Source organism: Streptomyces sp. 6-11-2, assembly GCF_006540305.1.
Classification (GTDB): domain Bacteria; phylum Actinomycetota; class Actinomycetes; order Streptomycetales; family Streptomycetaceae; genus Streptomyces.
In genome coordinates, this window is sequence record NZ_BJOR01000001.1 from 1,262,899 (window position 1) to 1,280,472 (window position 17,574).

General features: G+C 70.9%; 17 protein-coding genes. 7 read left to right on the top strand and 10 right to left on the bottom strand.

From position 1 onward, the window contains the following. Positions 1-8: 8 nt before the first annotated feature. The 6 genes from TNCT6_RS05080 to TNCT6_RS05105 form a co-directional block, all read right to left on the bottom strand. Entirely contained in the window at positions 9-1,418 is a 1,410-nt protein-coding gene (locus TNCT6_RS05080) for a nucleobase:cation symporter-2 family protein (protein ID WP_141356985.1), read from the bottom strand. Between the two features lie 62 nt (positions 1,419-1,480). Then, positions 1,481-2,416, bottom strand: coding sequence for a factor-independent urate hydroxylase (gene pucL, locus TNCT6_RS05085; RefSeq protein WP_141356987.1), 936 nt, complete (start codon positions 2,414-2,416; stop codon positions 1,481-1,483). Between the two features lie 8 nt (positions 2,417-2,424). Further along, positions 2,425-2,826: a hydroxyisourate hydrolase gene (gene uraH / locus TNCT6_RS05090; RefSeq protein WP_141356989.1), complete on the bottom strand. Its 402-nt coding sequence runs from the start codon at positions 2,824-2,826 to the stop codon at positions 2,425-2,427. A 22-nt stretch (positions 2,827-2,848) separates the two neighbouring features. Then, complete coding sequence (gene uraD, locus TNCT6_RS05095; RefSeq protein WP_141356991.1) at positions 2,849-3,358, bottom strand: 2-oxo-4-hydroxy-4-carboxy-5-ureidoimidazoline decarboxylase; 510 nt, start codon at positions 3,356-3,358, stop codon at positions 2,849-2,851. Between the two features lie 120 nt (positions 3,359-3,478). After that, positions 3,479-3,841, bottom strand: coding sequence for a helix-turn-helix domain-containing protein (locus tag TNCT6_RS05100; protein WP_253266028.1), 363 nt, complete (start codon positions 3,839-3,841; stop codon positions 3,479-3,481). Then, positions 3,838-4,089 (bottom strand): hypothetical protein, encoded by a 252-nt coding sequence (locus TNCT6_RS05105; protein ID WP_141356993.1) that lies wholly within the window; start codon positions 4,087-4,089, stop codon positions 3,838-3,840. The genes TNCT6_RS05100 and TNCT6_RS05105 overlap by 4 nt, the downstream gene beginning before the upstream one ends. Positions 4,090-4,259: 170 nt before the next feature. On the opposite strand from TNCT6_RS05105, the gene TNCT6_RS05110 reads away from it, so the two are divergent. From TNCT6_RS05110 to TNCT6_RS05130, 5 genes are all read left to right on the top strand, one after another. After that, on the top strand, positions 4,260-5,099 hold the full coding sequence (locus TNCT6_RS05110) for a TIM barrel protein (RefSeq protein ID WP_141356995.1): 840 nt from the start codon (positions 4,260-4,262) through the stop codon (positions 5,097-5,099). A 66-nt stretch (positions 5,100-5,165) separates the two neighbouring features. Further along, positions 5,166-6,059, top strand: a complete 894-nt coding sequence (locus TNCT6_RS05115; protein ID WP_141356997.1) for a 2-hydroxy-3-oxopropionate reductase — start codon at positions 5,166-5,168, stop codon at positions 6,057-6,059. A 195-nt stretch (positions 6,060-6,254) separates the two neighbouring features. Then, positions 6,255-7,718: a catalase gene (locus TNCT6_RS05120; RefSeq protein ID WP_141356999.1), complete on the top strand. Its 1,464-nt coding sequence runs from the start codon at positions 6,255-6,257 to the stop codon at positions 7,716-7,718. A gap of 451 nt (positions 7,719-8,169) precedes the next feature. Beyond that, positions 8,170-8,406, top strand: coding sequence for a hypothetical protein (locus TNCT6_RS05125; protein WP_141357001.1), 237 nt, complete (start codon positions 8,170-8,172; stop codon positions 8,404-8,406). 211 nt (positions 8,407-8,617) lie between these two features. Beyond that, positions 8,618-9,199 carry a TIGR04222 domain-containing membrane protein gene (locus tag TNCT6_RS05130; RefSeq protein WP_141357003.1) on the top strand — a complete coding sequence of 194 codons (582 nt, stop codon included), beginning with the start codon at positions 8,618-8,620 and terminating at the stop codon, positions 9,197-9,199. Positions 9,200-9,290: 91 nt separating this feature from the next. On the opposite strand, the gene gcl is transcribed toward TNCT6_RS05130, so the two are convergent. Together gcl and TNCT6_RS05140 are read right to left on the bottom strand one after the other, a co-directional pair. Beyond that, positions 9,291-11,075, bottom strand: a complete 1,785-nt coding sequence (gcl, locus tag TNCT6_RS05135; protein ID WP_141357005.1) for a glyoxylate carboligase — start codon at positions 11,073-11,075, stop codon at positions 9,291-9,293. A gap of 329 nt (positions 11,076-11,404) precedes the next feature. Then, a complete protein-coding gene (locus tag TNCT6_RS05140) occupies positions 11,405-12,160 on the bottom strand; it encodes a helix-turn-helix domain-containing protein (RefSeq protein ID WP_141357007.1) in 756 nt (251 codons plus the stop codon). Between the two features lie 234 nt (positions 12,161-12,394). On the opposite strand from TNCT6_RS05140, the gene TNCT6_RS05145 reads away from it, so the two are divergent. Then, positions 12,395-13,060: a DUF4097 family beta strand repeat-containing protein gene (locus TNCT6_RS05145; RefSeq protein ID WP_141357009.1), complete on the top strand. Its 666-nt coding sequence runs from the start codon at positions 12,395-12,397 to the stop codon at positions 13,058-13,060. 99 nt (positions 13,061-13,159) lie between these two features. Here TNCT6_RS05145 and TNCT6_RS05150 read toward each other — a convergent pair whose 3' ends face one another. Together TNCT6_RS05150 and TNCT6_RS05155 are read right to left on the bottom strand one after the other, a co-directional pair. Then, positions 13,160-14,767, bottom strand: a complete 1,608-nt coding sequence (locus tag TNCT6_RS05150) for an AMP-binding protein (protein WP_172633181.1) — start codon at positions 14,765-14,767, stop codon at positions 13,160-13,162. An 11-nt stretch (positions 14,768-14,778) separates the two neighbouring features. Then, on the bottom strand, positions 14,779-16,452 hold the full coding sequence (locus TNCT6_RS05155) for an AMP-binding protein (protein ID WP_141357013.1): 1,674 nt from the start codon (positions 16,450-16,452) through the stop codon (positions 14,779-14,781). Between the two features lie 135 nt (positions 16,453-16,587). Between TNCT6_RS05155 and TNCT6_RS05160 the strand changes: the two genes are divergently transcribed. Then, positions 16,588-17,424: a helix-turn-helix transcriptional regulator gene (locus tag TNCT6_RS05160; protein ID WP_141357016.1), complete on the top strand. Its 837-nt coding sequence runs from the start codon at positions 16,588-16,590 to the stop codon at positions 17,422-17,424. The last annotated feature ends 150 nt before the right edge of the window (positions 17,425-17,574 follow it).

Consider the following 17,574-nt stretch of genomic DNA (forward strand, 5'->3'; position numbering starts at 1 on the left):
GCAGGACCCTAGGAGGATTTGAGTGCCGGAGCCGTGCTGCTCCGGGTGCCGAGGTGGTGGAAGAACAGGTTGAGCATGACGGCGACGATGGCGCCGGCGCTGATTCCGGAGCCGAGGACGGTCTGCGCCCAGGCGGGGAACTGGGTGTAGAAGGTGGGCGCGGCCAGCGGGATGATGCCGGCGCCGAGGGCCACGGCGACCAGGATGATGTTGGAGCTGTCGTCCAGTCCGGCCTCGGACAGGGTGCGGATGCCGCTGACGGCGATCGAGCCGAAGAGCACGATGCCCGCGCCTCCGAGGACCGGCATGGGCACCAGGGAGACGACCGCGCCGAGGACCGGGAAGGCGCCGAGGAGCAACAGGGCGGAGCCGGCGACGGCGACGACGTAGCGGCTGCGCACCCGGGTCAGCGAGACGACGCCCACGTTCTGGGCGAAGGCCGAGGTGGGGAAGCCGCCGAAGACGGGGCCGAGCAGGGTGGCGAGGCCGTCGGTGCGCAGGCCGCGGGTGATGGTCCGGGCGTCGGCGCGGCGGTCGCAGATCTCGCCGAGGGCGAGCATGCCGGCGCTGGACTCGGTCATCAGCACCAGCATCACGATGCACAGCGACAGGATGGCCGCGGGCTGGAAGACGGGGGCGCCGAAGGCGAAGGGGGTGGGCAGCGCGGCGACCGGGGCGGACGCGAGGCCGCGGAAGTCGGCCATGCCGAACGGAAGGGCGGCCAGGGTGCCGATGAGTAGTCCGAACAGCAGGGCGACCTGCTTGACGAAGCCCTTGCCGAAGCGCTGGATCAGCAGGATCACCACGAGGGTGAACGCGGCGAGGGCGAGGTTCTTCATGGAGCCGAAGCCGGCGGCGGTCCGGTCCCCGCCCTGCGCCCAGCCGACGGGCACGGGCATCAGGGTGACCCCGATGAGGGTGATCACCACGCCGGTGACCAGCGGCGGGAAGAACTTCAGCAGCCGTCCGAAGAACGGGCCGACGGCCAGGCAGAAGGCGCCGGCGACCATCACCGCGCCGTAGATCGCCGGGAGTTGGTGTCCCTTGGCGTTGTTCTCGGCGATGGCGAGGATGGGGGCGATGCCGGCCGAGGAGGCGGCGTTCACGAACGGCAGGCGGTTGCCCACGAGTTGCCTGACGCCGATGGTCTGGAGGATCGTCGCGACGCCGGCGATCAGCAGGCTGGCGGCGATGAGCCGGGTGCGGCCCGCGATGTCGAGTCCGCAGGCCTGGCCGATGATGAGCGGAGGGGTGACAACGCCCGCGTACATGGCGGCGATGTGCTGGAGCGCGGCGGGGACGAGCCGCGAGGGGTGGAGCTTCTCGTCGACCGGGTGCACGGACGTGACGGCGTCCTCGGTGTGCACCGGCGGGGTGGAACACGGGCCTTCGACGGGCCCTTGAGCAGGCAGTGCCATTTCGTTCCCTCCGGTGTGGCGCGCCACCGGTCCGGAGCGGGTCCGGTGGCGCGCGTCCCGCGTCAGAGGTTTGTCATGTCGACCGGGATGAGCTGCTCGGCGCCGTCCCGCAGGATGGTGGCCTCGATCAGGCCGTAGGGGCGGTCGGCGGCGTAGTAGACGGCGCCGTCCTTGGCCGCGTTGTCGATCCCGAAGGGCGACAGGTCCGAGCGGAAGTGGTGCTTGTTGGGCATCGAGAAGCGGATCTCGTCGACCTCGTCGCGGGAGTTCAGCACCCGCACACCCATCTCGAAGAGGGTCTGCTGGAGCGAGTACGAGTAGGTCTCGGCGAACGCCTGGAGCGCGTGCTTGCGCACCCCGTTGTACGAGCGCTCCCAGTCGGGGGCGTGCGAGTCGATGCCGTTCCAGTTGTGCCGCCACCAGGTGGAGACGGTGGTGGCGAGGATGCGGTCGTGGTCCTCCTGAAGGGAGGTGTACTTGTCCTTCAGGAAGCCGAAGAACTCGGAGTTGGTCGAGTTCAGGACGGTCAGGTCCTTGAACCCGGAGAGCACCTGGATTCCGTGGCCGTCGTAGGTGATCTGCGCGACGCGGGTCTCCTGGCCCTTGCGGACGAAGGAGTGGGCGATCTCGTCGGAGCCGACGAAGCGCGCGCCGGACTGCGCGGTCTCGATCCGCTCCCAGGCGTACTCCTCGATGCGGATGCGGGCCCGGTGGATGGGCTCGGTGTTGTCCACGAAGTGGCGGGCGAGCCTGACGCCGAAGTCTTCGGCGCTCTGGATCCCGTGCTCCTTGGCGAAGGCGAACACCGTGTTCTTGGTGGTGTCAGTCGGCAGGACGTTCGCGTTGGAGCCGCTGCGGTGGACCTCCTCCATGTCGCCGGAGAGGGCGACGGAGACGTTCAGGTCCTTGATGTGGTGCGTGTCGCCGGCACGCGTGATCTTGACGACTCGGTTCTCGGCCTTGCCGTACTGGTTCTGTCCCAGGACGAAACGGGTCATGGTGTCGGTCAGCTCCCTCGGTAAACGGAGTAGCCGAACGGGTTGAGCAGCAGCGGAACGTGGTAGTGCTCACCGGGCACCACCGCGAAGGTGATGGTGACCTCGGGGAAGAACACCGGCCGGCCGTTCTCGCTGTCCCGGAGCGCGGGGGCGTCCTGCTGGGCCGCGGCTTGCTTCTTGGCGAAGTACGTCTCGGTGTCGAACTCGAGCCGTACGTGGGTGGTGCCCTCCGGCGGCGCCGGAAGATCCTTGCACCGCCCGTCGGCGTCGGTCGAGGATCCGCCGAGCGCCTGCCAGTCCGCTTCCCGCCCGCAACGGGCCAGGATGTGGACGGCGACGCCCTCGGCGGGGCGGCCGGCGGAGGTGTCCAGGATGTGCGTGGACACGGAGGCGGTGGTCTCGGTGCTCATGGTTTCCTCTTCGGGCGTCTTCTCAGGCGACTTCGAGCAGTCGGGCGAGCCGGATGCGGTTGATCTTCCCCAGTTCGCTGCGGACGATCTCGCGTTCCTGCTCCGGCGCGTTGCCGATCCGCTCCTTGAGCGCGTCGCGCATCTGCTCGCCGGTCCGGCCGGTGGCGCAGATGAGGAAGACGTGGCCGAACTTGTCCTGGTAGGCCAGGTTGAGGTCGAGCATCTCGGCCTTGAGTTCCTCGGAGACGCCGGCCATGCCGCGCTGTTCGCGGGCCGATGCCGGGTCGCCGGGCTTGGGACGACCTATCGGCGGGTGGCCGGCCATCGCCTCCCCGAGGTCCGCTGGGGTCAGCTCCGCCATGGCGGCGTCGCTCGCGGCTTCGAGGTCTTCGGGGGTGCCGCAGGGGCGGGCCGCCAGCAGCCGCTCGGCCCAGGCCCTGCTGGCGCACGCCTCCAGAAGGGCGGCTCGGGCCGCGTCTTCGGGGAGGGCGTTGAATCGGGCGAGGCCCGGTGGCGTTGCGGTCGAAGTCACGGGAGCCTCCGTGGGCTGTTGACGGCCTTCGCGTTGAACGGGCTGCGGATAGCTAACGCCCTGACGAACACTGCGTCAACAGTTTGTTGAAAATTCCGGGACGCCGGGCCCGTGGGCGGCTCAGCCGCGCTTGTCGCGGTTGAGGTAGTTGTAGACGGTGAAGCGGCTGACGCCCAGCGCGCTCGCCACGGTCTCCACCCCGTGCCGGACGGAGAAGGCTCCGCGCGCCTCGAGCACCCGCACGACCTCCTGCTTGGCCTTGCGGTCCAGGTCCGCGAGCGGCATGCCCTGCTTGCGCTCCATGGCGGCCAGGATGTGGTCCAGCGAGTCGGCGAGCTGCGGCAGGCGTACGGCGACGGCGACGGCACCCTCCCAGGAGAGCACGACATCGTCGGGGCCCGCCTCGTCCGGCGGGAGCATCCGGCCGCCGATCGCGTCGACCAGCGGCTTCAGGGCCGCGATGAAGGGCTCCTCCCCGATCACCTCCCGTCCTCCCCGATCACGGTGACCTGAAGGGAGATCCGGGTGGCGCCGGCCCGGAGGGTCCTGCGCAACAGGGCGTCCACGGCGTCCAGGACGGCGTCGGTACCCCCCTCGGCCGTGTTGCCGAACGGGCCGACGTCCACGGCGTCCAGTTCGGCGGCCTCGACGACCTCCCGCGCCACCACCGCGTGCGCGGGGGCCTCGTCCAGGTCGAAGGGTTCGGTCGTGAACTCCACTCTCAATCGCACGCGCACAACCTAACGCGCGGGCCGCTTTCCGGGCAGTCCCGGCGACCGGGATCCACACGGGAGCCCGCACCCTCTTGACAAGCCACGACACCCCCCGGCAGTCTTCCATTACGCAGAAACCAAATTCCGCAATACGGAATACGGCGACAACGGAAGGGAGCGCGGCCCTGATGGGATTCGCAGACCAGCGCTTCAACGTCAACCTGTCGATCCTCTTCACGGAACTCCCGCTCCTGGAGCGGCCGGCGGCCGCCGCCGCGGCCGGCTTCACCGCGGTCGAACTGTGGTGGCCGTGGATCGACTCCCCCACCCCGGAGCGTTCCGAGACCGATGCCCTGAAGAAGGCGATCGAGGACGCGGGCGTACAGCTCACCGGCCTGAACTTCTACGCGGGCAGGCTCCCGGGCCCCGACCGCGGCGCACTGTCCGTCCCCGGTGAGGAGGCGGAGAGGTTCCGCGCCAACATCGACGTGGCCGCGGACCTGGCCCGGTCCCTCGGCTGCACGGCCCTCAACGCGCTGTACGGCAACCGGGTCGAGGGCGTGGACCCGGCCGAGCAGGACGCGCTCGCGCTGGACAACCTGGTCCTCGCGGCCCGGGCCGCCGACCGGATCGGCGCGATCCTGCTGATCGAGGCGCTGAACAAGCCGGAGTCGCCGCTGTACCCGCTGGTGAGCGCGCCCGCCGCCGTCGAAGTGGTGGACAAGGTGAACGCGGCGTCGGGCCTCGGCAACGCCAGGTTCCTGATGGACCTGTACCACCTGTCCATGAACGGCGAGGACCTGCCGTCGGTGATCGAGCGGTACGCCGCGCGGACCGGCCACGTCCAGATCGCCGACAACCCCGGCCGCGGCGCGCCCGGCACGGGCTCGCTCCCGCTGGAGGACCTCCTCGACCAGCTGGGGAAGGCCGGCTACGACGGCTGGGTCGGCCTGGAGTACAAGCCGGGCGACAGGCCGAGCGCCGAGGCCTTCGCGTGGCTGCCGGCCGAGGCCCGAGCGGCCCGCTGACCAGCCCGGGCACCTTCCAGGGCCCCGACTCCCAGACGCAGCACAGAAGTGAGAGAGGCACCCGCAATGACCACCACCCTTCCCAAGGTTGCCTGGATCGGCCTCGGCATCATGGGCTCCCCCATGTCCGAGAACCTGATCAAGGCGGGCTACCCCGTCACCGGCTACACGCTGGAGCAGGCGAAGCTGGACCGGCTGGCCGCCGCGGGCGGCACCACGGCGGGCTCGATCGCCGAGGCGGTCCGGGACGCCGACGTGATCGTCACGATGGTGCCCGCGTCGCCGCAGGTCGAGGCCATCGCCTACGGCCCGGACGGCATCCTGGAGAACGCGCGCTCCGGCGCGCTGCTGATCGACATGTCCTCGATCACCCCGCAGACCTCGATCGACCTGGCCGCCGCCGCCAAGAACAAGGGCATCCGGGTCCTGGACGCCCCCGTCTCCGGCGGTGAGGCGGGCGCCGTCGAGGCGGTGCTGTCGATCATGGTCGGCGGCGAGCAGGCCGACTTCGACACGGCCAAGCCGCTCTTCGAGTCGCTGGGCAAGACGATCGTGCTGTGCGGCCCGCACGGCTCCGGCCAGACCGTGAAGGCCGCCAACCAGCTGATCGTCGCCGTGAACATCCAGGCGTGCGCCGAGGCCGTGGTCTTCCTGGAGAAGTCGGGCGTGGACCTGAAGGCGGCGCTGGACGTCCTGGGCGGCGGCCTGGCCGGCTCGACCGTGCTGACGCGGAAGAAGGACAACTTCCTCCAGCGGGACTTCAAGCCGGGCTTCCGTATCGAACTGCACCACAAGGACATGGGCATCGTGACGGACGCGGCCCGCGCCGTCGGCGCCGCCCTGCCCGTCGGCGCGGTGGTCGCCCAGCTGGTGGCCTCCCTGCGCGCGCAGGGCGACGGCGGCCTGGACCACTCGGCCCTGCTGCGGGCCGTGGAGCGCCTGTCCGGCGCCCAGGTCTGACGGACCCCAGACCTCCGGACGGCGCCGCCGCCGACACCAGTCATGTCGCGCCCAGGCGGCGGCGCCGTCCGGATCCACCCCCCTTGTTCAACAAACTGTTGACGCGCCGATCACACCGATCCTAGGCTCCACGCAAGCGGAAACTCCACGAAGCGGAAGTACGTTTCCGTTGTCCCTCTGCACGGAAGGTCCCTGATGTCGAAGCGCGTCCTCACGACCGAGTCCGGCGCCCCGGTCGCCGACAACCAGAACTCCGCCTCCGCCGGCATCGGCGGCCCCCTCCTCCTCCAGGACCAGCACCTGCTGGAGAAGCTGGCGCGCTTCAACCGCGAGCGCATCCCGGAGCGCGTGGTGCACGCCCGCGGCTCCGGCGCCCACGGCCACTTCGAGGTGACCGACGACGTCACAGGTTGGACTCACGCCGATTTCCTGAGCGCGGTCGGCAAGCGCACCGAGGTGTTCGCGCGCTTCTCCACGGTGGCGGACTCCCTCGGCGGCGCGGACGCGGTGCGCGACCCGCGCGGCTTCGCGGTGAAGTTCTACACCGAGGAGGGCAACTACGACCTCGTCGGCAACAACACGCCGGTGTTCTTCGTCAAGGACCCGGTGAAGTTCCCCGACTTCATCCACTCGCAGAAGCGCGACCCGTTCACGGGCCGTCAGGAGCCGGACAGCGTCTGGGACTTCTGGGCGCACTCCCCCGAGGCCACGCACCAGGTGACCTGGCTGATGGGCGACCGCGGCATCCCTGCCTCGTACCGCCACATGAACGGCTACGGCTCGCACACCTACCAGTGGACGAACGCCGACGGCGAGGCCTTCTTCGTCAAGTACCACTTCAAGACCGACCAGGGCATCCGCTGCCTGTCCACCGAGCAGGCCCAGGAGATCGCCGGCACGGACCCGGCCTCCCACCAGACGGACCTGCTCCAGGCGATCGAGCGCGGGGTGCGCCCGTCCTGGACGCTGTACGTCCAGATCATGCCGGCGGCCGAGGCGGCCGACTACCGCTTCAACCCCTTCGACGTGACCAAGGTCTGGCCGCACAGGGACCACCCGCTGCGACGGGTGGGCCGACTGGTCCTGGACCGCAACCCGGACAACGTGTTCGCCGAGGTCGAGCAGGCCGCGTTCTCCCCGAACAACTTCGTACCGGGCATCGGCCCGTCGCCGGACAAGATGCTCCAGGGGCGGCTGTTCGCCTACGCCGACGCCCACCGCTACCGCCTGGGCGTCAACCACACCCAGCTCGCGGTGAACGCGCCGAAGGCCGTGCCCGGCGGCGCGGACAACTACGGCCGTGACGGCCTCATGGCGTCCAACTCCCAGGGCCGGTACGCCAAGAACTACGAGCCGAACTCCTACGACGGCCCCGTCGAGACCGGCCGTCCGCTGTCGGCCCCGCTGGCGGTGACGGGCCACACGGGCACCCACGCGGCGCCCCCGCACACCAAGGACGACGACTTCTTCCAGGCCGGCGAGCTGTACCGGCTGATGTCCGAGGAGGAGAAGCGGCGTCTGGTCGCGAACATCGCCGGCGGCCTCTCGCAGGTCTCCCGCGACGACGTGATCAAGAAGAACCTCGCGCACTTCCACGCCGCCGACCCGGACTACGGCAGGCGCGTGGAGGAGGCGGTACGCGCCCTGCGCGAGGACTGACACCAAGAGCCGCGTACGGGGTCCGCCGGGAGGTCATGCCCCGGGCCCCGTACGCGCACGGCCCGCCCGGGCCGTCGGGCGACCCGGATGAGGGGTGGCCGTCCGACGGCCGTGCGGGCGCGTGGACCGCGGCGGCGTGCGAGCCAGTGCGGTGGTGAAGGCGACGGAGCGTTCTCCCGACCGGAGGGAGGACGTCCCGGAGCCGTCGCACCCGCCGCGGTCCCGGCCACCCGCCTCGCGCAGAACGGTCCTGCCGCGAGGCCCCTGATCCCGTCCGGCGGCGCGAATGTCCTGTCGCGCCCAGTCTCGCGCCGTCGGACGGCAACCAAGCGGACCGCAGGAGGAGCGCCGGACCCGGGTCCGGCGCTCCTCGTCGTCCACCCGGTCCCGGTGTCCCCGGAGTGCGGACCGGGGGCCGGCGCAGCAGGCTGAGGGTCAGGAGGCTGAGGACATGGACAACCCCACGAAGCATCCGCACATCGTGGTGCACGCACCGGCCCTGGACGGCTCCCGGCGGGTGACCGAGGGCGACGTGACCCTCGGACTCGCGTCCCACCTGGACGACGTGGTCGAAATCCTCCGACTGGCCGACCTGGACCGCGTGGAGGTGGAGGAAAGCGACCTCATCGAATGGCAGGGCGGCGGCCCCGAAACCTGGCCGGGCCTGCCGGAACACGACGACACCTGAACGTACGGAGCAGCCGGGCCGCCGCATGGCGGAGGGAGGGTGCGGCCGGGGTGTCTACCGCAGGGGGCGTACCGCGGGTACGGCATGCTCAAATCATGCTCTGAAGTAGGGGCGGCAGGTATCGAGCAGCCCCGGGTGCGGGCACATTCTCCTCGACGGGGCCCGCCGGCACGGGGGCGGCGGGCCCCGTGTTCCGGCCGCTGGGGGTCCCATGGACAGTGACGCAACGAACCGGCTCGCGCCGCACGAGATCGCGTTCCTACGGGGCGGCCGCCGCGCCGCCGCCACGGTCGCCGTGCTCGCTCTGCAGGCGCGGGGCGCCATCGGCCCCGGACGCGGCGGCACGATGCGCACCACGGGGCCGGCCCACGGCGCGGGGACGGATCTCCCCGCCCTCCCGCAGCTGACGAAGACCGTGCACGCCGCCCTCTACCGCCCCGCGGGCATGCGGCAGTTACTGGACCGGGAACCCGTCGCGCTCGCACTGATCGACCTGCGCTTCGAACTCACCGTCGCCGGGCTGCTGCGCGTCTTCCCGCCCGGACGCACCCGGGCCGGCCGGCGAACCCTGAGGGACCTGCGGGACCGGCATCCGCTGCCCGCGACCGGAAGGGGCCTGTCGTTCGACGACCGGCTGCTGGCCGTGGCCCTGTACGGGGACCGGGCGCTGACCCGGCTCGTGCCGCGCTTCGCGCGGGAGGCGGGACTTCTCGGGCGGGGCGGGACGACCGAGCGGGAGCTGCCGCAGTCCTGGGGCGGCGGCTCGGGCGGCTTCAGCTGCGGTTCCGTGTGACGGTGCCGGCGAGGTACGTCGGAACAGCATGAACATGAGAAGGGGACGGCCCCCTGCGGGCGGGCCGTCCCCTTCGATCGGTGTCCGTGCCTCAGACCTTCAGCGTCCTGATGGAGGTCGGGGCGTGGCCGGGCTCCGTGGCCACTTCCTCGAACTCCACGACGTTGCCGATGTCGTTGGTGCCCGACATCGAGATGTTGGTGACCCGCTCCAGGATCGCCTCGACGACGACCGGCACCCGGTGCTCGGCGGCGAGCTTCTTGGCCTCCTCGAGGGCGGCGCCGAGTTCATTGGGGTCGGTCACCCGGATCGCCTTGCAGCCCAGGCCCTCGGCGACCTTGACGTGGTCGACGCCGTAGACGCCCAGCTCGGGCGAGTTGATGTTCTCGAACTCCAGATTGACCTGGAAGTCGATGTCGAAGGCCCGCTGCGCCTGGCGGATCAGGCCCAGGTAGGAGTTGTTGACCAGCACGTGGACGTAGGGGATCTTGTGCTGCGCGCCGACCGCCAGCTCCTCGATCATGAACTGGAAGTCGTAGTCGCCGGAGAGGGCGACGACGGACGCCTCCGGGTCGGCCTTGGCGACACCGAGCGCGGCCGGGACGGTCCAGCCGAGCGGCCCGGCCTGGCCGCAGTTGATCCAGTGCCGCGGCTTGAAGACGTGCAGCATCTGGGCGCCGGCGATCTGCGAGAGACCGATCGTGGAGACGTACCGGGTCTCCGGGCCGAAGGCCTTGTTCATCTCCTCGTAGACGCGCTGCGGCTTGATCGGGATGTCGTCGAAGTGCGTACGGCGCTGGAGCTTCGCCCGCTTCTCCTGTGCGGCGCCGGCCCAGGCGGAGCGGTCGGGCAGCCGTCCGGCCGCCTTCAACTCCCGTGCCACCTCGACGAACAGCTTCAACGCGGCCTTGGCGTCGGAGGCGATGCCGTAGTCCGGGGCGAAGATCTTGCCGATCTGGGTGGGCTCGATGTCGACGTGGACGAACTTCCGGCCGGCGGTGTAGACGTCCAGCTTGCCGGTGTGGCGGTTGGCCCAGCGGTTGCCGATGCCGAGGACGAAGTCGGACTCCAGGAAGGTCGCGTTGCCGTAGCGGTGCGAGGTCTGGAGGCCGACCATTCCCGCGTTCAGTTCGTGGTCGTCGGGCAGGACGCCCCAGCCCATCAGGGTCGGGACGACCGGAGTGCCCGTCAGCTCGGCGAATTCCACGAGGAGTTCGGACGCGTCGGCGTTGATGACACCGCCGCCCGCGACGATCAGCGGCCGCTCGGACTCGTTGAGCAGCGCGACCGCCTTCTCGACCTGGGCGCGGGTCGCGGCCGGCTTGTAGACGGGCAGCGGCTCGTACGTCTCCGGGTCGAACTCGATCTCGGTGAGCTGGACGTCGATCGGCAGGTCGATCAGGACCGGGCCGGGACGGCCGGAGCGCATCAGGTGGAAGGCCTGCTGGAAGACGCCGGGGACCTGCGCGGCCTCCAGGACGGTGACGGCCATCTTGGTCACCGGCTTGGCGATGGAGGCGATGTCGACGGCCTGGAAGTCCTCCTTGTGGATCACGGCGGTGGGGGCCTGGCCCGTGATGCACAGGATCGGGATGGAGTCGCCGATGGCCGAGTACAGGCCCGTGATCATGTCGGTACCGGCGGGGCCGGACGTGCCGATGCAGACGCCGATGTTGCCCGCGTGGGTCCTCGTGTAGCCCTCGGCCATGTGCGAGGCGCCCTCCACATGGCGGGCGAGGGTGTGGTTGATGCCGCCGGACGCCTTGAGCGCCGCGTAGAAGGGGTTGATCGCGGCGCCCGGCACACCGAACGCGGCGGTGACGCCCTCGCGCTTGAGGATCTCAACTGCCGCACGGGCAGCGGTCATACGAGCCATCGAGTTCTCCTGCTTCGGCTGTCTTCGGCTGTCGGATTCGCACGCCCGTCGCGCCCCGCGGTTGTGGCTATTCCGTATAGCGGAAACTACTTTCTACTATCTGGAAGCAATGTAAGTGCGGCCCGCAAAGGGCGTCAAGAGTGGGCAAGGGGCGGCCTCGGGCGGCGGAAACTCCGGACGGGCGGCGGTTCGGCGGAGACTCACGGGACGCGCGCCCGGCAGGCCGGGGCGCCCGCAGGACCGCGCCACCCAGGGCGACGATGGCACTCACGGGTGACGGTGACGCTCAGCGCGCCGATCGGGCCGGGTGTGACGTTCGGGACGGCTGTTTATGCGCGACCCGGACCTGACTGAGCGGAGTCGGTCGAGGTTGTCCCGGGTTTGGTGTGGAGGACCGCGCGGGCCTGCTCGGCGGCGCGGGTGATGCTTTCGCTGATGAAGTCGAGAAAGCGGGCGATGTTCTCCAGGCGGGCGGCGGCGGGGGTGCGGGGGCCGAGGACGGCGACGCCTTGACGTGCGGTCTCGACGAGCTGGTCGTTGGACCGGGCGCTGGCGATCGTCGCCTGGTAGAAGAGTTCGTCGTCGACGATGTAGCGGTCGCGGCGGCGTTCGTCGCGTTCCCGGCGGACGAGGCTCTGACTCTCCAGGAAGGCGATCGCCTTGGAGATGGACGCCGGGCTGACCTGGAGGCGCTGAGCGAGCTGGGACGCGGTGAGGCTGCCCGCGTCCGTGGTGAACAAGCAGGTCAGCACGCGGGCCGTCATCCTGGGCAGGCCCGAGGCCATGAGGACGGTGGTGAGTGTCTCCTCGTACTCGGCCACGGCCCCGGCGTCGCGCCCGTGCGACTGGGGGACCGACTCCGCCCCGCGGGAGGGGGCGGGCCCGCGCCGGCGAGCACGGTGTTCGGTGGCGCGGTGGGCCAGGTCGGCGCGATAGGCGGTGGGGCCGCCGTTGCGCATCACCTCGCGCGTGACCGTCGAGGTCGGACGGCCGAGGCGGCGGGCGATCTCCGCGTAGGGGAGGCTGTCGGCCAGCCCCAGCGCGATCTGCTGGCGCTCCTGCTGGGTGAGCCTGCCTCCCGGCATCGCGGTCTCCTTGGTGATCCTTCGTGGTGGTCCCACCTCCACCCTAGCGTTCACTCATCACCCATTGCAATGATCGGAGCAGTCGTCGTTGCGTTACCGATGAGCCCGTTGCAACACTTTTCCGGCATCTACCTGCACCGATGCTCATCCTATGCAACGAGCGTGTTGATGGTTTCTGGAAAGCAACGTAGCGTTTCTGGCATCGGAAACAACGAGCGAGCACGGGAGAGCATGATGCAGAAGTTCGACAGCCCCGCCCCGATCTCCGCCGTCCTGGACATCCCCGCCGGACGCGTCCAGTTCATCGCCGCCGACCGCGCCGACACCACCGTCGAGGTCCTGCCCGCCAACCCTTCCAAGAAGCGCGACGTCCAGACCGCCGAGCAGACCACCGTCGCCTACGCCGACGGCGTCCTGCGGATCCGGACCGCCGAGCCCAAGAACCAGCTCTTCGGCCCCTCCGGATCCCTGGAGGTCACCGTCCAGTTGCCCGCCGGCTCCCGCGTCGAGGTCAAGGCCGCCGGCTCCGAGCTCCGCGGCGTCGGCCGCCTCGGCGACGTCGCCTTCGAGGGGGCGTACCGTCAGATCAAGATCGACGAGGCCGCGAGCGTCCGTCTCACCGCGATCGACGGCGACGTCGAGGTCGGCCGGCTGGGCGGCCCCGCGGAGATCAGCACCGCGAGGGGCGACATCCGGATCACCGAGGCCGTGCGCGGCACGGTTGTGCTCCGCACCCAGTCCGGCGACATCTCGGTCGCCGCCGGCGGCGGCGTCTCGGCCACCCTGGACGCCGGCACCGGTCACGGCCGTGTCAGCAACACCCTCAAGAACGACGGCAGCGCCGAACTCGACATCCGCGCCACCACCTCCCACGGCGACATCACCGCCCGCAGCCTGTGAAGGGAGCAGAGCCAGGACCGTCCGGACCGTACCCGCGGCCGGTGAACCGCACGGCCGGCGTCCCGCGCACCACAGGTGCCCGGGACGCCGGCCATCCGCTCACAGGGCGTACTTCTCGCGCAGTTCGATCTTGCGCACCTTCCCGGAGACGGTCATCGGGAAGGAGTCCAGGACCCGCAGCAGGCTCGGGATCTTGTAGTGGGCCAGCCGGCCCTCGCAGAAGGCCCGCAGGTCCTCCAGGGTCAGCGGGTCGGCCGCGTCCAGCGGGATGACGCAGGCCAGCACCTCCTCGCCGTACCTCTCGTGCGGCACGCCGACCACCTGGACGTCGCGGATCTTCGGGTGGCCGTGGAGGAACTCCTCGATCTCGCGCGGGTAGATGTTCTCGCCCCCGCGGATGATCATGTCCTTGATACGCCCGACGATCTCGACGTACCCGTCCTCGCGCATCACCGCCAGGTCGCCCGTGTGCATCCAGCGGCCCGGGTCGACGGCCTCGGCGGTCTTCTCGGGCTCGTTCCAGTAGCCGAGCATCACGCTGTAACCGCGGGTGCACAACTCGCCCGCCGTGCCACGGGGTTGGGTGACGCCGGTGGCCGGGTCGACGACCTTGACCTCCAGGTGCGGCAGTACGCGGCCGACCGTGCCGGTGCGGTGTTCGAGGTCGTCGTCCATCCGGGTCTGGAGGGAGACCGGCGAGGTCTCGGTCATGCCGTAGCAGATGGAGACCTCCTCCATGTGCATCTCGGCGACCACCCGCTTCATCACCTCCACCGGGCAGGGCGAGCCCGCCATGATGCCGGTGCGCAGGGAAGTGAGGTCGTACGACGCGAAGTCGGGGAGGTTCAGCTCCGCGATGAACATCGTCGGCACCCCGTACAGCGAGGTGCAGCGCTCCTGCTGCACGGCCTCCAGGGTGGCCCTCGGCTCGAAGGACGGCGCCGGGATGACCATGCACGCGCCGTGCGACGTCGCCGCCAGGTTGCCCATCACCATGCCGAAGCAGTGGTAGTACGGCACGGGGATGCAGATCCGGTCCCGTTCGGTGTAGCCGACCGTACGGCCCACCCAGTAGCCGTTGTTGAGGATGTTGTGGTGGGAGAGCGTGGCGCCCTTGGGAAAGCCCGTGGTGCCCGAGGTGTACTGGATGTTGACCGGGTCGTCACAACTCAACTCGCCCTGAATCGCACGCAGCTGATCTACCGACACATCGGCTCCGGCGGCCGTCAGCGCGTCCCACGACGGGTCGCCGATGTAGACGGTCTCCCGCAGCTCGGGGCACTTGCCGCGGACCTGCTCGACCAGCCCCCGGTAGTCGGTGCCCCGGTGGGCCGGCGAGGCGACCAGCAGCGAGATGCCGGCCTGCCGGAGCACGTACTCCACCTCGTGGGCCCGGTAGGCCGGGTTGATGTTCACCATGATCACGCCGATGCGGGCGGTGGCGTACTGGACGAGCACCCACTCGGGGCAGTTGGCCGCCCAGATCCCGACCCGGTCGCCCTTGGCCACGCCCTTGGCGAGCAGTCCGCGCGCCACCTGGTCGACGGCGGCGCCGAACTCGGCGTAGGTCCAGCGGCGTCCGGAGGGTACGTCGACGAGCGCCTCGCGGTCGCCGAAGGCGGCGACCGCCCGGTCGAGGTTGGCGCCGATGGTGTCGCCCAGCAGCGGGGTGCCGCTGGTGCCGTGGGCGTAGGACGGTTCGATCACCGCGAGTGCGCTCACCGGAAGTCCTCCTCGCGGTACTCGTTCGCCGAGCCCTCGGCCGTGGCCTCGCGCAGCTCGATCCGGCGGATCTTGCCGGAGACGGTCTTGGGCAGTTCGCCGAACTCCAGGCGGCGGATGCGCTTGTAGGGGGCGAGCACCTCCCGGGAGTGCTCGAAGAGCGCCTTCGCGGTGCCGGTGCCGGGCTCCCAGCCCTCGGCAAGGACGACGTACGCCTTCGGCACCGCCAGACGCAGCGGGTCCGGCGCGGGTACGACCGCCGCCTCGGCCACGGCCTCGTGCTCCAGCAGGGCGCTCTCCAGCTCGAACGGGCTGATCTTGTAGTCGGACGCCTTGAAGACATCGTCGGAACGTCCGATATACATGAGATACCCCTCTTCGTCCCTGGAGGCGACGTCCCCCGTCCGGTAGTAGCCGCCGGCCATCGCCTCCGCGGTGCGGTCCGGGTCGCCGTGGTAGCCGGTCATCAGGCCGACCGGGCGCGCGGACAGGTCGAGCGCGATCTCGCCCTCGGCGGCGCCGGGCGCGCCGGACACCGGGTCGAGCAGTTCGACGCGGTAGCCGGGGCTGGGCCGGCCCATGGAGCCGGTCTTCAGCGGCTGACCGGGGCTGTTGGAGACCTGCACGGCGGTCTCGGTCTGCCCGAAGCCGTCCCGGATGGTCACGCCCCAGGCACGCCGGACCTGCTCGATGACCTCGGGGTTCAGCGGTTCGCCCGCTGCCACGGCCGCGCGGGGCGGGGTGCGCAGCTGGGTGAGGTCGGCCTGGATCAGCATGCGCCACACCGTCGGCGGGGCGCAGAAGGTGGTGACGCCCGCGCGGTCCATCTCGGCCATCAGCCGGGCGGCGTCGAAGCGGGTGTAGTTGTGGATGAAGACGGTCGCCTCGGCGTTCCACGGCGCGAACAGGTTCGACCAGGCGTGCTTGGCCCAGCCGGGCGAGGAGATGTTCAGGTGCACGTCGCCCGGCTTCAGGCCGATCCAGTACATGGTCGCCAGGTGCCCGACGGGGTACGAGACGTGGGTGTGCTCCACCAGCTTGGGGCGGGCCGTGGTGCCCGAGGTGAAGTACAGCATCAGCGGATCGTCGGCGAGGGTGGGCCCGTCCGGGACGAACTCGGCGGGGGCGGCGTACGCGTCCTCGTAGGGCTCCCAGCCCTCCTCCGGCAGGCCGCCGACCGAGATACGGGTGTAGGCGCCGGGGACGTCGGCGAACTTCGCGGTGTCGGCGGCGCGTGCGATCACGTGCCTGACCCGGCCGCGTTCGACGCGGTCGGTCAGGTCGGCGGGGCCGAGCAGCGGGGTGGCGGGGATGACGACCGCGCGCAGCTTCATCGCGGCGAGCGCGGTCTCCCACAACTCGGCCTGGTTGCCGAGCATGACGAGGATGCGGTCCTCGGCGGCGACACCGCGGTCGCGCAGCCAGTTCGCCGCGCGGCTGGAACGCTCGGACATCTCGGCGAAGGAGAGGCGGGTCTCGGTGCCGTCCTCCTCGACGATGTGCAGGGCGGTGCGGTCGTTCCCCTCGGCGACGGCGTCGAACCAGTCCAGTGCCCAGTTGAAGTGGGAGGGGCGGGGCCACTCGAAGCCGGCGTAGGCGGTGGCGTAGTCCTCACGGTGTTCCAGCAGGAAGTCCCGTGCCCTGCGGAAGAGCTCCGTCGCCGTCGTCATCTGTCCTCCTAGGTTCCGGACCATTGCCGGGCGGCTCTCTGCCATCGTGTAATCCGTGATGTGCGTCTCACCACCCCCGAACGGGGGTGTGGTGGGCGGGAAGGTCCACGACGGTCCACGGCGAAGGGGCGAGCGGTGAGGACGGAGGCGTCCGGGGCGGCGGAGATCCGCGGTGCGCTGGTACGGCTGCGGCGTGCGACGGGCCTCCCGGTCGCCTTCGGCGGCCTGGTCGAGCCGGGCCGGCCGCGGGTGCGGATCAGCGAGCTGACCGGCACGACGACGCTCGCGCTCAGGGCGCTCGCGGTGAGCTCCGGCAACGGGCTCGGCGGCAAGGCGGTGGCGCTCGCCCGCCCGTGCGCGGTCACGGACTACTCGCTGTCCCCGCGGATCAGCCACGAGTACGACGTCCCGGTCGCCGCGGAGGGGCTGCGCTCGGTGCTGGCCGTGCCGGTGGTCGTACGGCGCCGGGTGCGCGGCGTGCTGTACGGCGCGCTGCGCACGGCCCAGCCGCTGGGCGACCGGACGCTGAGCGCGGCCGTGGAGGCGGCGCGGGACGTGGAGCAGGCGCTGGTGGCGGAGGAGCAGGCGCGGGACCTGCTGGCGGCGTCCCGTGCGGCGCCCGCGCCTGACCCCGCGGACGGGGTCGCCTGGGAGCAGGTCCGCGAGGCCCACGCGGCCCTGCGCGCCCTGGCCCCGCGGATCTCCGACCCCGGCCTGCGCGCCGAACTCCTCGACGCCTGCGGCCTGTTGACCACGGCGGCTGCCCCGGTGGCGGGCGTGAGCCTGGCCCCCCGCGAGATCGACGTACTGACCTGCGTCGCCGCCGGGGCGACCAACGCCGCCGCGGCGACCCGCCTGGGCCTGAGCCCGGAAACCGTCAAGAGCTACCTCCGCGCGGCCATGCGCAAACTGGGCGCCCACACCAGAGGCGAGGCGGTGGCGACGGCCCGCCGGGCGGGGCTACTGCCGTAGGGGCGGGGGCTTGGCCCGCGAGGGGTGCGGGGGTAGTGACGCGCGGGCGCGCGGGCGCAGCCCGGTGGGCGGGCACAGCCCAGTGGGCGGGCACAGCCCAGTGGGCGGGCACAGCCCAGTGGGCGGGCACAGCCCAGTGGGCGGGCTTCC